The sequence below is a fragment of the Corynebacterium glutamicum ATCC 13032 genome (assembly GCF_000011325.1).
Lineage (GTDB): Bacteria > Actinomycetota > Actinomycetes > Mycobacteriales > Mycobacteriaceae > Corynebacterium > Corynebacterium glutamicum.
Window position 1 is genome coordinate 1,548,563 of record NC_003450.3, and the last position, 15,274, is coordinate 1,563,836.

16 protein-coding genes are annotated in these 15,274 nt (G+C 53.4%); 7 read left to right on the top strand and 9 right to left on the bottom strand.

Features of this window, described 5'->3' with window-relative positions:
- Positions 1–217: 217 nt before the first annotated feature.
- The 5 genes from CGL_RS07350 (at position 218) to CGL_RS07370 (ending at position 5,413) form a co-directional block, all read left to right on the top strand.
- On the top strand, positions 218–790 hold the full coding sequence (locus tag CGL_RS07350; RefSeq protein WP_011014386.1) for a manganese efflux pump MntP: 573 nt from the start codon (positions 218–220) through the stop codon (positions 788–790).
- 50 nt (positions 791–840) lie between these two features.
- Positions 841–1,839: an arsenic resistance protein gene (locus CGL_RS07355; RefSeq protein WP_011014387.1), complete on the top strand. Its 999-nt coding sequence runs from the start codon at positions 841–843 to the stop codon at positions 1,837–1,839.
- A gap of 67 nt (positions 1,840–1,906) precedes the next feature.
- Positions 1,907–2,392, top strand: a complete 486-nt coding sequence (locus tag CGL_RS07360; protein WP_003863742.1) for a hypothetical protein — start codon at positions 1,907–1,909, stop codon at positions 2,390–2,392.
- Positions 2,393–3,012: 620 nt separating this feature from the next.
- A complete protein-coding gene (locus CGL_RS07365) occupies positions 3,013–3,678 on the top strand; it encodes a DNA alkylation repair protein (RefSeq protein WP_020948576.1) in 666 nt (221 codons plus the stop codon).
- Between the two features lie 346 nt (positions 3,679–4,024).
- Positions 4,025–5,413, top strand: a complete 1,389-nt coding sequence (locus CGL_RS07370; RefSeq protein ID WP_011014389.1) for a SulP family inorganic anion transporter — start codon at positions 4,025–4,027, stop codon at positions 5,411–5,413.
- Between the two features lie 91 nt (positions 5,414–5,504).
- On the opposite strand, the gene CGL_RS07375 is transcribed toward CGL_RS07370, so the two are convergent.
- From CGL_RS07375 to CGL_RS07390, 4 genes are all read right to left on the bottom strand, one after another.
- A complete protein-coding gene (locus CGL_RS07375) occupies positions 5,505–6,122 on the bottom strand; it encodes a hypothetical protein (RefSeq protein WP_003856199.1) in 618 nt (205 codons plus the stop codon).
- A 203-nt stretch (positions 6,123–6,325) separates the two neighbouring features.
- Positions 6,326–6,517 carry a hypothetical protein gene (locus CGL_RS07380; protein ID WP_003856198.1) on the bottom strand — a complete coding sequence of 64 codons (192 nt, stop codon included), beginning with the start codon at positions 6,515–6,517 and terminating at the stop codon, positions 6,326–6,328.
- A gap of 3 nt (positions 6,518–6,520) precedes the next feature.
- On the bottom strand, positions 6,521–7,273 hold the full coding sequence (locus CGL_RS07385) for a YceI family protein (RefSeq protein WP_003863737.1): 753 nt from the start codon (positions 7,271–7,273) through the stop codon (positions 6,521–6,523).
- Complete coding sequence (locus tag CGL_RS07390) at positions 7,273–7,620, bottom strand: hypothetical protein (protein ID WP_011265749.1); 348 nt, start codon at positions 7,618–7,620, stop codon at positions 7,273–7,275. The genes CGL_RS07385 and CGL_RS07390 overlap by 1 nt, the downstream gene beginning before the upstream one ends.
- A 193-nt stretch (positions 7,621–7,813) precedes the next feature.
- Here CGL_RS07390 and CGL_RS07395 point away from each other — a divergent pair, with 193 nt between their 5' ends.
- Positions 7,814–8,212, top strand: a complete 399-nt coding sequence (locus CGL_RS07395) for an RNA polymerase-binding protein RbpA (RefSeq protein WP_003863735.1) — start codon at positions 7,814–7,816, stop codon at positions 8,210–8,212.
- A 236-nt stretch (positions 8,213–8,448) separates the two neighbouring features.
- Here the strand turns inward: CGL_RS07395 and CGL_RS07400 are convergent, their stop codons facing one another.
- The 4 genes from CGL_RS07400 to CGL_RS07415 form a co-directional block, all read right to left on the bottom strand.
- Positions 8,449–9,261 (bottom strand): polyprenol monophosphomannose synthase, encoded by an 813-nt coding sequence (locus CGL_RS07400; RefSeq protein ID WP_003856192.1) that lies wholly within the window; start codon positions 9,259–9,261, stop codon positions 8,449–8,451.
- A gap of 32 nt (positions 9,262–9,293) precedes the next feature.
- Entirely contained in the window at positions 9,294–10,931 is a 1,638-nt protein-coding gene (lnt, locus tag CGL_RS07405; protein WP_011014392.1) for an apolipoprotein N-acyltransferase, read from the bottom strand.
- Complete coding sequence (locus CGL_RS07410) at positions 10,932–11,495, bottom strand: FxsA family protein (RefSeq protein WP_003856190.1); 564 nt, start codon at positions 11,493–11,495, stop codon at positions 10,932–10,934.
- Positions 11,496–11,871: 376 nt separating this feature from the next.
- Positions 11,872–13,179 (bottom strand): lipase family protein, encoded by a 1,308-nt coding sequence (locus tag CGL_RS07415; RefSeq protein WP_020948578.1) that lies wholly within the window; start codon positions 13,177–13,179, stop codon positions 11,872–11,874.
- A gap of 38 nt (positions 13,180–13,217) precedes the next feature.
- Here CGL_RS07415 and CGL_RS07420 point away from each other — a divergent pair, with 38 nt between their 5' ends.
- Positions 13,218–13,994: a nitrite/sulfite reductase gene (locus tag CGL_RS07420; RefSeq protein WP_011014395.1), complete on the top strand. Its 777-nt coding sequence runs from the start codon at positions 13,218–13,220 to the stop codon at positions 13,992–13,994.
- On the opposite strand, the gene cbiE is transcribed toward CGL_RS07420, so the two are convergent.
- A complete protein-coding gene (gene cbiE / locus CGL_RS07425; RefSeq protein ID WP_011014396.1) occupies positions 13,960–15,240 on the bottom strand; it encodes a precorrin-6y C5,15-methyltransferase (decarboxylating) subunit CbiE in 1,281 nt (426 codons plus the stop codon). The two genes, CGL_RS07420 and cbiE, sit on opposite strands and share 35 nt — an antisense overlap.
- Positions 15,241–15,274: the final 34 nt, after the last annotated feature.

Here is a 15,274-nt window from a genome sequence, read left to right on the forward strand (position 1 = left end):
TTCCATTTCGAAGGGGAGTAGTTCCACACAAAGGCGATCTGACTCGTTTTTGTTTGAGGTATGTTCGACATACTGGAGCAAGTTCACCTTGCACCCGGCATACCACCTGAACAAGGCCTTAAAAAGGGGCTTTATCGGTTCAGGCGAGCGAGACCTTCGGCGTTCACACTTCGCCGGGGTCTATTTTTTATGCCCAGGCACGGCTCATAGGAGAACCATGCCCTTTCTACAAATCTCTCTGCTTTCCATCGGTGTCGCCGCCGATGCGTTTGCTTGTTCCGTTGTCCGCGGCACCGCCATTCAAGTCAACCTTTTCAAACGCGCACTTGTTCTCGCGGGCATCTTTGGTGTCTTCCAAGCGGCAATGCCTTTAATCGGCTGGTTCATTGGCCGTTTCTTTGCTGGAATCACCTTCATCGCTGAAATTGATCACTGGATCGCTTTTGCACTATTGGGTATTGTCGGCACCAAAATGATCTGGGATGCCTTCCAACCTGAAGATGATGAAACCATTGTCGATGACGGCCGCGTTCAATTTAGACCAGCAATTATCCTGGGGCTAGCCACCAGCATTGACGCATTAGCCGTAGGCATGGGCCTGGCATTCGTGGAAGTTTCCATCCTCAAAGTGGCACTGTCCATGGGCAGCATCACCTTCGCACTTTCGCTTGCTGGCGCCTGGATCGGACACCATGGTGGAGGAAAGTTTGGCAAGTGGGCTACGATTCTTGGCGGAATAATCTTGATCGGAATCGGCGCAAACATCGTCTACGAACACCTCAGCGCGTAACCCTCGGCGCATTATCCTCAGACAGCTTTTAGCGCAAACAAGGAGCATCATTGAAACGGGTCGTTGAAGCGTGGGATAGATTTCAAATCCCACTGTATATCACGGCTCTTATCGCCGGAGCACTGGTGGGTTTGCAGTGGCCAGGCTCTACAGGGGGTTTCGAAAGCGCCATTAACCCAGCGTTAATGGCGCTGCTTTATGCCACTTTTCTCGGTATTCCGATCACTCGGATTGGTGCAGCGCTGAAAGATCTGAGATTTCTCATAGTGCTCATGTCCGTCAATTTTGTTGCAGTGCCTCTGGTGGCTTTTGCGTTGAGCAGATTCATTGCGGGTGATGAGGCGCTTCTAATCGGATTTTTACTGGTGATTCTCGCGCCGTGCATTGATTACGTCATTGTCTTTGCTGGTTTGGCCAGGGCCGCCCAAGACAAGCTCCTTGCCGCCACGCCAATATTAATGCTTGTCCAAATCCTGCTGATCCCCGTCTTCCTGGCTGTTTTTGTGGGTTCAGATGCCCTTGGCTCAATCTCTTTCGGCCCATTTGTAGAAGCATTTTTCCTCCTGATTCTCATTCCACTTGTTGCTGCTGCGGGAACTCAGCAAGTGGCAAGAAAGTGGCAGGTAGGACGTACAATTATGGCTGCTGCAGAAGCAATCATGGTGCCTTTAATGATGCTGACGTTGTTCGCTGTCATCGCATCGCAAGTGGAAGCTGTGAGTGGTCAATTCACCGATATCGCCACAGTAGTGCCACTATATGTCGCCTTTTTGATGGTGATGATTCCAATTGGTGGCGGGATATCCAAACTCGGTGGCTTAGGTTTCAAAGAGCAACGAGCCATCGTTTTTAGCGGAGCAACCCGTAACTCTTTGGTCGTTTTACCTTTAGCGTTAGCACTTCCCGCAGGCCTGGAAATAGCGGCCGTCGTAGTTGTCACTCAAACCCTCGTGGAACTGATTGGCATGGTTGTCTACGTGCGCATCATCCCTTTAATTTTCCATGAAAAGCAGACATACAGGAAACTTTCAGGCATAGGGGAGTCATGAAACAGAACGGCAAGCTAAGGTGACATAGTCACTTAAACTAAACAAGAAGGGTGGAGGACCCAAGCACGTGAGTCTTTCAAACAAAGCTAAAGGAATCGTTGCAGTAATCATCGTCGCCTGGATCGTCGCGATGGCTGGCATGGTCGCATACGCGTCAAGCAATAATGCTGATAAGACATTTCCAACTGCAGGTGCGCTAGAACAAACCGTCGCAGCATTTGATAGGCAAGGCCTTCAGGTCTCTGCAGTCGCACTGGCAGACATCTACGGCGATGAATACGTCTCCGCGGCGATTCTGTGCGAAGGAACTCCAACCGCAACACTCGAGCAGTCACTGGGCGTAGACCTGTCTGAGCTGAACCTGGACGAGTCTGGTGTTCCTTCGGGCGTGTCCTACTTGGCTCTGTCCAATCAGGATGGGGAAGTTGTCTACGACAAGATTGATCGTGCCAACGTTGATCTCTGCGCAACGCCACTCAATGGTGCTTTCAGCGCTTATTCATTGATGCCAGTTGCCAAGGTTGGCGAGAACTCCTGGGCGATCGCCGCTTAGGGTTTTAAGGGTCAATCCGCCACACATATAGCCCGAGACGATAATGAACGTTATCCGATCGGGCTTTTTGCTGCCTATTTACGGGGAGAGTTTTGTCAATGTGACGTTAATGAGGTGAGTATGGATATGGGTTGAAAACAGGGAAAAACGGCTAAAAGTGCGAGAAATGGGCTATTCGAACAAAAACAGCGGTTTCACCAAGGTTTCGTCACATTCGCACATTCGTCACAAGGGCGGTTACGTCACGGAGGTCAATTTGTCATAGGACTCGATTCGTCACAGCCGTCTTTACGTCACTGGAGCCATTACGTCACACCGGGACCTCAAATTCGCTCAAACGATATTCCGCACCCGGCAACTGTCGGTCGGGTGGCGCCACAAGAGTTGCCTCGCGAAGAATCTAAAAAGCTCTGCCACAAAATTTGGAAGCAACGATTCCTGCCGGAGGAAAATTCTCAAGCGGCGGACAAGGTGCAGAGCGCAATGATGCGTAGAAATTTTCCATGCAGAGGAAAGCCGATAATGGGGCAGAACCCCTTCCCGCCAAAATGACATAATGTACATTATCGGACAATTATCCATATCTGGCCATGTCGCAGGCCGCTGGTAAGTTTAAGCCCATGACTTCAACGCTCGCCGAATCAACACTTACATCCCTTAAAGAACTTGAGGATCCAAAGATCCTTTCCGTCAATGAACGCCACGGCGATGATCACGCAGTGAACCTCACCAAGCTTCGCGCCGTTGCCAAAGAGCTGAAAAAGAACCAGCCGCTGGCTCGTGAGCTTTGGGCAACCGACGATACAGCCGCACGTTTGGTGGCGTTGCTTATTTGCCGACCCAAGGAATTTGATCAGTCTGAACTCGACTCGATGATCCATGAGGCTCGCACGCCGAAGGTTCTTGATTGGTTGATCAATTATGTGGTCAAGAAGAATCCTCATTGGAACGATCTCCGTGTGCTCTGGCTTGAAGATCCCGCCGAGAATGTTGCGGCCGCCGGCTGGGCTCTCAACACTCATGCCGTTATCACAAAGCCGGACGCATTGGACGATTCCGAAATCCTTGACACCATTGAAGCTCAGATGAAAACTGCCGAGCCTCGCGTACAGTGGTCAATGAATGAATGTTTGGCGCAAATCGGCATCCATCGTCCAGAGCTTCGTGATCGTGCCATTGCCATTGGTGAGCGCCTGGAAGTTCTCAAAGATTATCCGACCCCTCCAAATTGCACCTCGCCTTTTGCTCCGATTTGGATCGAAGAGATGGTTCGCAGGAAAAAATAACCGACCTGTTCCCTATCTTTATTTCGTCACTCTGACATTAAACCTGATAATTTGTGACCCACCAAAACACCAGCTACCCTTATGTTTTCCCCCGCCTAAGGACCGCCTTGTTCCAAGTCGCCTGAAAGGCGCCAGCAAAGCTTTCGCGCTTGGTGGCTAGGCGCGTCGACAAGCGCCTAAATTTTTCTAGACTACCCAGATTAAGTGAGATTCTTTCGTGTCTTCGACAACTTCGACAACTTCGGCCACCCGACAAGAGCCGTTGAGCCCGACGGGTGTGCTTGCCTCGTTTAGGTTCGCGTTTAGTAGCCCGCGGAGGTTTCGCACCGAGGTTTTAGCTGGCCTCGTGGTGGCGCTCGCGCTGATTCCGGAGTCGATTGCGTTTTCCGTATTAGCTGGCGTGGATCCTAAGATGGGTCTTTTTGCGTCGTGCACCATGGCAATGACCATTGCGCTTACAGGTGGACGCCCTGCGATGATTTCCGCGGCGACAGGCGCTGTGGCGCTGGTGATTGCACCGGTGGTTCGGGATCATGGCGTGGAATATTTCCTGGCCACGGTAATTTTGGCGGGCATTATTCAGATTGCGTTGTCGTTGCTGGGTGTAGCCAAGCTGATGCGGTTCATTCCGCGTTCCGTTATGCTCGGATTTGTTAATGCGCTGGCGTGCTTGGTGTTTTTTGCGCAGCTGCCGCACCTGATCGATGTTCCGTGGATGGTGTATCCGCTGTTCGCGCTGGGTATTGGCATCATGCTGTTTTGGCCGAAGCTGACCTCGGTGATTCCGGCTCCGCTGATTGTTATCGTGGCCTTGACTGCGATCGTGTGGGTTTTCGGAATCAACATTCCAAACGTCTCTGACCAGGGCGAACTCCCCTCTTCCCTACCAGAATTCCTCATTCCCAACGTTCCGCTTACTCTTGAGACTCTAAAAATTATTGGGCCGTATGCGCTTGGAATGTCGCTTGTTGGGTTGATGGAATCGCTGCTGACCGCCAAGCTGGTCGATGATATTACGGAGGTTCACTCCAATAAATCCCGCGAAGCTGCAGGTCAGGGCATCGCAAACATTATCACCGCGTTTTTGGGCGGCATGGGTGGCTGCGCGATGATCGGCCAGACCATGATCAACGTGAAAAACTCAGGAGCCCGCACTCGCCTATCCACCTTCTTGGCCGGCGGCTTCCTGCTGCTCCTGGTGGTTTTGCTGGGCGATGTCGTGGGCAAAATCCCCATGGCGGCGCTCGTGGCAGTCATGATTATCGTCTCCATCGACACCGCCGACTGGCATTCGCTGAACCCGCGCACCCTCAAATTCATGCCGCTGAGTGAAACGATCGTCATGTTTATAACGATCATCGCGACCCTCGTCACCGGAAACCTGGCGATCGGCGTCATCCTCGGAGTGCTCACCGCCATGGTCATGTTTGCTCGCCGCGTGGCCCACCTCGTGTCTGTGGAGCGCACCACCGACAACAACATCAGCACCTATACCGTCAAGGGCCAGCTATTTTGGGCGTCCTCGAACGATATGGTGTACTCCTTCGACTACTCCGACGAGGCCGAGCAGATCATCATCGATCTCACCGCCGCAGAAATCTGGGACGCCTCCACGGTAGCCACGCTGGACAGCATCATCCACAAATACGCCGCGCGCGGCAAGAGCGTGGAGATCATCGGGCTCGACGGCCCCAGCCGCGATAGGCTTGAGCGCCTATCAGGCAAGCTGGGCTAAAAATTTGCTTATCGACGCGCCCCTCCACCTGCGCAATCCTTAGTTGCAGGGAAATTTCTCACCTTGCCAAAGGAGGCCAGGTGAGATTCCCTTAAGCAGGTTCAACAGAAGCTGCGAACTGTCCTGATCCATCATCAAGCCAGCTAATTACTCCAGATGTGAACTGTTGAGTCCAACCATTTGTTGTTGCTTCTTCAGGCCCAGTTGGGAGACCCACTGCCGCGGATAGTCCGCCTTCGCCGATCCAGGTTTCACCGATCATGCCGACCAGTGCTTGTGCACCACCTTCTGCAGAGTTAACAATGTAGCCTTCAGGGAACGTCACCAATGACTCACCATTCGGGCCTTCTTCCACGGATTCCGGGGTACTGAATCCTGCAGCATTTGCAGCGGTGACGACGGCAGTTGGGATGCTGATGGTGGACCCATCGGCGCTTTCTACTTCAGTGGTGTCTCCTCCAGCAGAGTCAGACCCGGAGTCGGATCCAGAGGTTCCGGAAGGCTCTGTGGTGGATGCGCTGGAAGTGCCGGTGGCATCGTTAATTGCAGATCCCGCGGCGGAGGTTGCAGAGTTGGCAGCATCTGTTGCGCTATCCACAGCATCTTCTGCGTTTGAGCAAGACGCAACACCAAGTGACAGTGCGACGGCAGCGGTGCCTGCGAAAATGCGAGTACGCAGTTTCTTGTTTGGAAGAGTGCTCACGTGCATTGGCCTTTCTCGAATTGGGTATCAACAAAGTCCATTGTGGGTAAATCACTTGAGGAAATTCCACCACTCGGTGTGATCTTTAATACATAGAAACAGATCTGTTACCCTTATGAAATCTAAGAATCGCGCCACCTGCATAAACAAAAACTCCCCACTACCGCCTGACTAAGGCGATAATGGGGAGTTTGAAACTCACAGGTGTCTTAAGTGTTGCGTTGTTTTTCTACTTCATCGCGAGTTTTATACGCGGTCCACAGTTGCCAACCACTCACTGCAATGAGCAAGAGCCCAATGAGGACGAAGATCCACATGGATTCCCACAGTACAAAGCCGGTGAATCCGATGAGCACGATGAGTCTGAACCACAGAGCTGGGATCATCCGTGATGCCATCATGGTTTATTTCTCCAATACGATTCGGACGTTGATCTCGCCGGTCTCATTGATCTTTGCGGCGATGAACTCTGGGGTTTCTACACCGAAGTCGAGGCGGTTGATTTCGATATCGGAAGCCACGATAACTTGGTCACCAGTACGAAGTACATCAAAGGTAGGCTCCACAGCCTTGGTTTCACCGTGGATGGTCAACTCGCCTGGGATGACAACCTGAGCAATGGATCCGGTGTCTGGGAGCGCAGAAAGATCAACGGAATCGGTAACCTCAAAGGTTGCTTCTGGGTACTGATCGGTGTGGAAGAGCTTAGTGCGCACGTTGATGTCGCGCTTTTCCTGATCGGTGGTGATGTGAGTCATGTTGACGGTAATCAGACCAGAGATCAGGGAGTTATCCTCGATGACCACTTCGCCAGTGACACCAGTGGTTGAGCCGGAGGTGATCTTTTCTTCGCCTGGCAGGATCTCAGCGAAGGTGAATCCAGCTGAGGTGGTGTTTGGAATACTCCCTGGGGCAACATCCCAGGTGCCGTTCATGTCGGTGGACGCAGGTGCTGCGCCATCAGCCTGGATTCCTTCGGTTTTCACACCAGGTCCCATGATGAGCTGGTACACGACAGGTCCCACTGCAATAGATGCCAAACCAACGATCAAGATGACAAAGATGACGATAATCAATGTCCGGAACTTGATCAGTGGGCTCTCCGCACGACTCGCGCCGCTAGATTTCTTGGAATCGTTTCCCTGCATGTTGCTCATTACCTCAACTTCTCAATATTCCGAGCTAATTCCACCATCTCCTGGCACAGCTTCGCGATATCGCGAGCCTCTTCCTCTTCATTAACAGCGGTTGCGATATCTTCGGCGGCGCACCGGAGCTCAAAGAGCGAATCTTTGAGTTCGCTTGCCCGATCTGGGGACATAATCACTGCTTCTGCGGGAATACTTGTGCCAGAGACATTGTTGCGTTGTTCGTAGGCTCGTTGCCTACAAGCTTGGCTGCAGTATTTCCTTGGACGTCCCCTGCCTGTTGAGGCGACGTCTTTACCGCACCAGGAGCACTTTGTAGTCTGCTGGTTTGGTCTTAATTTCTGCACCTTTAACACCTTAGTCGATTGCCTCCCATACAACGATTCGGGGGTTTTGGCTATACTTATAGGTCTGATCACATTTCAAGGGCAGCTGTTGTGACTGGCAGCGTGTCGTTTTATTTGCACACTAGCAGGTAAACTGTGTGAGACGAATTCTTTTGCGGCAACTTGGAGGCCGCATTCTAGTAGGCAAAGGACTGATACCTAGATGGCAGATCGCGTTCTTCGTGGCAGCCGCATGGGCGCCGTGAGCTATGAGACGGATAGGGACCACGATCTGGCTCCTCGCCAGCTCGTGAAGTACAAGACCGCAGACGGGGAAATCTATGAGGTTCCCTTCGCTGATGATGCGGAAATCCCCGAGGAGTGGATGTGCAAGAACGGTAAGCTAGGCATCCTCATGGAAGGTGAGGGAGTCGAGTCCAAGCCGGTCAAGCCTCCACGTACTCACTGGGATATGTTGCGTGAGCGTCGCTCAATTGAAGAGCTGGATGTGCTGCTGGAAGAGCGCATCGAGGCACTTCGTAAGCGTCGTCGCAATGCAGCGAAACTGCTGAAGGCTCAGCAAGAGGCTGAAGAAGCAGAAAAGGCAGCTGAAGAGGTTTAATCTTCCTGCCTAAGTTAGAAAAACTCGGTGTGATTTTCACACCGAGTTTTTCTATTTGCACGTGAGGCATTTATTGCTCGTCTAAGACCTCGAAAACCTCTTAGAAGCGCCTCTGCGGAGGTATGACTTTTGATGTGTGGAGCCAAAACCTAAGCCCAATCAAACCACACTGCCCACGGACCTCAACAATCGGTTCCGTGGGCAGTGTGCTTTGGTTTCACTAACCGGCAAGCAGTTTAGAGCCAGGTGTTGCGCTTTTTGAAGTGCTTCCACTCATAGTTCAGCAGGCCGACCATTTCCTTGGACAGTTCCTTGGCCTGGCCACCGCGGTGCTTGAGGCCCCACTTGGTTACCTCGAGCAGGGAATCCTTGACAAAGCTGCCGTCCAGCTTGGATTCGCCGATCTCACGCTCGGTGAAAGTGATGGGAACTTCACGAACATCGAATCCGGCTTCAACTGCACGGTAGGCAATCTCAACTTGGAAAATGTACCCAGCGTTGGAGAGCTCATCAAGCGGCAGTGCTTCTAGCACTTCACGTCGAAAAGCGCGGTACCCTGCGGTCATATCGGTCAAGCCGGCGCCGAGCGCGACGCTGATGTAGACGTTGCCGCCCTTGGACAAGAGCCAACGGTTCTTGGGCCAGTTGACTACGCGGCCGCCTGGCACGTAGCGCGAGCCGATGACCAGGTCAGCGCCATTGGTGATCTCAGCGAGCAGCAGGTGCAGCTGTTCTGGTGCGTGGGAGCCGTCGGCGTCCATTTCGCACAGGACCTGGTAGTCGCGCTCCAGGCCCCACTGGAAGCCAGCCATGTACGCTGCGCACAGGCCGCCTTTGCCTTCGCGGTGGAGGACAAAAATGTGGTCGTCGTCAGCAGCAAGCTTGTCTGCGCGCTCGCCGGTGCCGTCTGGGCTGTTGTCGTCCACGATGAGTACGTGAACGTCAGGGGTTGCGGTGCGCACGCGATCCACGATGAGTGGAAGGTTTTCCAGCTCGTTGTACGTTGGAATAATCACCAGCGTCGTAGCATCTACTGCCTCACTGCTCATGGTGTTGTCCTCCTCGTCCCTTCGGGACGTTTTTATTTTACTTTTCGACGATTAGTTGCTGCCTTTTTCGCAGGCACCTTCTTAACCCGAACTTGTGCGGGCCGAGCGGAACCTTTCGCAGACTTTGAACGGCTATTCATTCGAATGGCGAATAGTCCAGCTAATACACCAATGATAACCAACAGTAATTCAACATAGAAACCAACCCGCGCTGCGATGGTGACAGTGTCCTTGAGTGGAATGGATTCCGTCAAGGTGGCGGCCTCAAAAATTCGGGTGTTTTGGGAAATGCTTCCATCAGGGTTGACGATAGCCGAAACACCCGATGTAGCTGCAACAACCACCGCCCTATCAAATTCGATGGCACGCATCCTGCTCATTGCTAATTGCTGATACGTCATGTCCGTGAATCCGAAGGTGGCGTTGTTGGTGGGCGTGGTCAAAAATTCAGCCCCATTGGCGATGGCGTCGCGGCCAGCACGGTCGAAGATGACCTCGTAACACGTCATCACGCCCACTGTCACAGCGCGGCCTAAGTTCGCAGCATTCATCTCCACTACGCCGGTGCCATCACCGGGCTGGAAGTTTCCAGCGGAATCAACGTAGGGCGAGAAAATTCTCAGGAATTCGCGAAACGGCATGTATTCACCAAACGGCTGCAAGAACTTCTTATTGTGGTACTCCGCGGCACCTTCAACAGGATCAAATACCTGCATGGTGTTGCGTGGACCAACCTCATCGACGGTGATCGTGCCCACCAAAATAGGTGCCTGAACATGTTCCACTGCTCCATCGATAATGGCTCTTGCTTGTGCATCGGAAAATGGGTTGACGTCTGAGGAATTCTCCGGCCAGATCACCAAATCCACTTGTTCATCCAGCTTGAGGGTTTCCCGTGCGTGATTCGCCAGCACCGCGCGGCGCTGTGCATTGAAGTCCAATCCCATCCGAGGCACATTGCCCTGAATTGCGGCTACTTCGATGCTTTCATCGCTCGTGCCATTGCGGTCAACGTACAGGGATGACACCGCGCCGATAGCAATCACACTCGCGGTGATGATTGCGCCGGCCAGTCGCTTCTTGGAAATAATCACCATGGCCACACCCACGGCAGCCAGCACCGTGGAAAAAGTGACAAACGCTACCCCACCAAGCGCTGCGAGATTAGCCAACGGACCGTTAATTTGACCCCATGCCAGGCGAACCCACGCGAATCCATCAAATGGCCACGAGCTTCTTAGATACTCCACAGCCACATACATCGCCGGAAACAGGAGAACCTTCCAGTCCCTCCAACGCGCAATGAGCACGCCGAAAGCACCAAGAGCAATGGAATAAAGCGCCTCGACAACTGACAACGCGACATAAGGCAGTGAGCCAACAAACTCACCGATCCACGGCAACAGCTGCAAATATGTCACCAGGCCATGGACAAAACCTAAAAGCATGCCCTGTACAACAGTTGGGCCCGTGGACATCTGTTGCAAAAATGGGACTGGCTCATTCTTCTTCCGCCGCTTTTGGGGAACTCCCAGATCCCACGGCGCAAGGGAGATAAAAAATAATGCAGTGCCAACAATTCCCGCGACAAACCAGCCGATCGGTTCATTGGAAGCAAAGACAAAAAGCCCGCCCACAGCAGCAAGGGCGAGCCGAACAAACAGTGTCACTTATTTCTCACCGTCGGATTCATCTTTACCTTTGGTGAAATCTTCAGGTTTGAGATCAGAAGTCCAGGCTTGGATCTCGTCTTCATCAATCACGATCGGCTCATTTGATGGTTGTTGCGCACCACCATTGAATGCCGCTCCGAAGTTTCCGTAGGATGCCTGGGTGCGGTAACCATTAACGGCTTCAAAACCACGCACACCTAGGTTCTCGATGGCACTGCGCATGCGCTTGGCCAAAACCTTGCGGAACAGCGCCCTGGTTGGTGCAAAAATGAACAACAAACCGATAATCGAAGACACAAACCCCGGCATGGCCACCAAAATGGCACCAGCTGCGGTCAGCCCAATGTTTCCGGCGATCGCTCCCGCACTTCCCTGGCCCGAAGCCTGATGAATGGCGGCACTCTTACTAATGCGACGAAGCTCCACGCCGGCTAGAAGAAGTCCACCGACGAAGAACAATACGAGGAGACCCAAAGCCCAGCCGAAACCGAGCCACATGACGACACCAATGAAGGCGAGGATCTCAATAATGAAATATGGGATTGCTATTGCTGCAGGCACATGCCCCACCATACCTTTCGACAAGGACCAAATGGCTAATGGATCCCTGTGACCTAGAAAACTGTTGGGTGGAGACTTCCTGGCAGCTGCAGATGTGCAATGTGAGTGGTCTAGTTTCCTCAAACGTGCATTTGAGACCAAACGCAATACTCGATGAGAGCTGCTTGGTCTGAAACGCACGTTTCTGGGGTCAGGTCGTGCATTATTAGGCCAAACGGAGCTGCAGTTTTGAGGTTCTTGGTCTGGAAATCACCTAGCGCCGAAACTTAGCTCCCGGACCTAAAATTCGACCCCCTCTAGAATCGCTTCTCCAGGCTTAAAAGCGCGCACCCCACACCAGTGGACATCGAGAGAATCCGAGCCTTTAAAACGGCACTCAGACAAGATGATCTATGAGCCATCCCGAGTACTTTTCCAGGTTTCTAAAATAGGGCCCGAAATGGTTGAGACCTGTGCGTCCTGGCACACGCGGCGCTTGGGATTCATGCCAGGTCAATGGCGTACCCTTGTCCGCCCAGCTATCACGCAATTCCCTAATGGGATCAATGGGAATGACATCATCATTTTTAGAGCCCCACAACAGCACTGGGATTTCTGGCGCCACACGACCCAGCTTTTGCTTCCCAAACTCAGCGACAACAAGTGGCAGATCGTCCAGAATGTCTGCCAGCGGCGTGCCCTGATGTGTCCACCCGCGGGAAGACGAGTAGCCACTGGCCAACAAGGAACCTCCCGCGCAGCTGGTGATATTTTTCAGCACATCACTGACTCCGCGTTCATTTAACACCGACATGATTTCCTCAAACATCTCTGAAGAGTTCACTGCAAGTCCCGCGATGGCGTAGGCAATCACTCCGGTGAGCAATCCGCCGTCGACAGTGTCCAAGACGCGGAAGAGATCCACTGGTGGAGCGCCCACGACCGCTGCCTTTGGGCGGACATCAGGTGCGTAATCCTGCAATTGTGCAGCCCAGCCAGTGGCGCCGCCTCCTTGGGAGAATCCCCACAGGCCAAGCGGTGCTTCCGGTGAAAGGCCGAGTTGTCTGGAGGCGAGGACGGCGTCGAGAAGCGATTTAGCTGCAGCGATGGAATCGCAATAGTATTGGACGCCGGTTGCGGGGTCGCGGGGGTAATCGATGAACACAACGTCAAGTCCGTGAGCTAGAAACCAGAGGATGACGGGGAGTTCGTAAGCAATGATTGCGTCGAAGGGTTTGTCATAGAATGCGTTGAGTCCGATGGCGCAGGTGTGGGAGGGATCGCAGTGCTGTGCGACGCCTTGGGTGGATGGAGCCATGGCGATCGCGGGACGCGGGCCGGTTGTCCAGGGGCGTGTGGAAAAGAGGACAGCGCCGGTCGCAGTGATGGCTCGACCTGCGGAATCACCGGTGATGTATTCAAAACGGTACGAACTCGCGGGGTTGGGCTCGCCCCGTGCGCCCAAAACTTTCAAGGGTGCAGCATTGACCAACGTGCCGTGTTTTAGACCGGGAACTCGAACAGCTGCGCCGAAATGTGGGACATCGTCAAAGCCAGGTTTCCGATCAGGACGCCGCGAGAGACCCATGATGCGCCGAAAGACTGCCTCACTTCCCTGCTGCACTAGCGGAGACATCGTGCGCCACCAGGCATCACATGACCCGGCGCGCAAGACCCGTGTGTCGTTGAGGTTGGTGTAGCCCATATCGGCCACATTAGTGTGCGCGGGTTAGGATTACGCGCATGTCGAGCGATGTTGTTTTTCAGTCTGTTTCTGTTAATTCTGGTGTGTCTGTGGGTACGGTTTCTTTTCCTGCGGGGCGTGTGGGTGCGTCTGAGTGGGAGATGTTGGCGGATGTTGCGGAGTCGCAGGGGGATGGTGCGATTTATGTGACGTCGTTGGCGCAGTGTCAGGTGCGTGGGGGTTCGTATTCTCATGCGGAGCCGTGTGCGACGGTGGTGGCGACTCCGGGGCATTTTGTTGCGCTCGCGCGGGAGATTGCGGGCGCGGTGCGCCGCGAGTTGACGGTGGGGTTGGATGCTGGTGACGGTGCGATTTTAAGGCAGAGCTTTGATGTTGGTTTTTTGCTTGTCGACGCCTCCTTCCACATTCATATCAATGGCGTGTCTACTGGGCAGTCGGTTGCGCCGGATGATGTAGTTGAGGTGGTGCGTGGTTTGGCTGATGCTTCGGAGTTGTCCGTGGAAAGTGTTGCTGAGTTGTGTACTCCCGTGGCACCGGTTTCATTATCTGAGGCACAGGGGAATCCTGCGCCTATTGGGTGGTTGGAGCATGATGGCGTGGTGTCGTTGGGTGCGGGTATTCCAGGGGGGCGGGTGGAGGCTCGTTTAGCGCGTTTTATTGCGGTGATTGAGGCGGAGACCACTATTACCCCATGGAATTCGTTGATCATTCATGATTTGTATGAGGGTGTTGCAGAACAGGTGGTGAAGGTTCTGGCTCCCATGGGGTTGGTTTTTGATGCTAATTCACCGCTTCTGGAGTCACCGGCTTTGTAACTCGCCATTGGTGCACGTCTGTGTCGTCGATGCGGATGTGTTTGATGATTCCGCCGTGTTGTTCTTGGAGTGTGTGAAGCTTTGCGATGTTGTCTTCTGTGGAGGCTTGCGCAATGAGCTTTCCTCCAGGCCGCAGCATCATCCATGCGGTTTCAGGAACTAGATCGATGCCTAGGCCTTTGTTCATGAAGATGGCATGTGGGCTTGCTGATTCTGGTCCTTGTACATAGCGGATATCTTTGAGCGTTTTGGGTGACAGGGTCTCTTTCACACTGAGGGTGGATACACCTAGTTTGCGAGCATTCCTTTGGCTTTGCTCAACCATGGAGGCAAAACTAATGGCGTGCGCCTTGTTGCCGGCTGCGCGTAGCCAATCGCAGGCAAGTGCTGCTCCAATATCCCCGAAGGTCCACAGCATTTGTCCCTGGGTGGGTTCTAGAGCTGCCACGGTCAGTGCCCGAAGGTCTTCGTTTGATACGTCGCCTTCAAAGTGGGGTTTCGGCATTGCGGTGCGAGCTCCCACAGCAATCACGTTGAGAACAGACACTGCAGCTGGTGGATGTGAAGCTGTGCCTTGGGTGATCTCCTCATCAGTACTGCCCAAATCGCTGAGCACAGTCAGTGGAGTCTCCCCCAGTCCGAGTTCATTCAACAACGTGGCAACTTGAGCTGTACTGAATTCATCTTTACCCAAGACGAGGAATTGAGCGCCTGATTCAATAATCGGGATGAGTGTCTCAATGGGTTCTTGTCCTAGGTACACCACCCGTGTGCGGTTGACTGTCCAACCCAAGCGGGCGCAAGCAAGCGACGCGGATGATGGTCCCGGAATAACCGTGAGTCTATCCATCCCCAGCACATGGACCATTGCGGTGCCCACGCCGTAAAACAGTGGATCGCCAGAGGCCAGAACAGCAACATGCCGACCGAGGAACTCTTTAAACAAGGCATCTAAATCAGGATGCTTGGTATTACCCGGCCATGGGCGACGCTCTGCCTTAATGGCATCAGGTACGAGATTGAGCTGGCGCCATGATCCAATCACCACAGAGGCACGTTGTAATGCTTGCTGTGCCTTGAGTCCGAGCCCCTCAAACCCATCGGTACCAATACCAATCAAAGTAATTGATTCTGCTGGCGCTCTAGGAGCTGTTGCCTGTGCTGGATCCTGGGAGTCACCGACTACCGCAAAATGGGTGCGTTCATGACCGCGCTCTGTTCCTGGAGCGGAGTCGGGTGCTGACATCGGTTGGCTCATAACCACTAATTGTAGACAAATC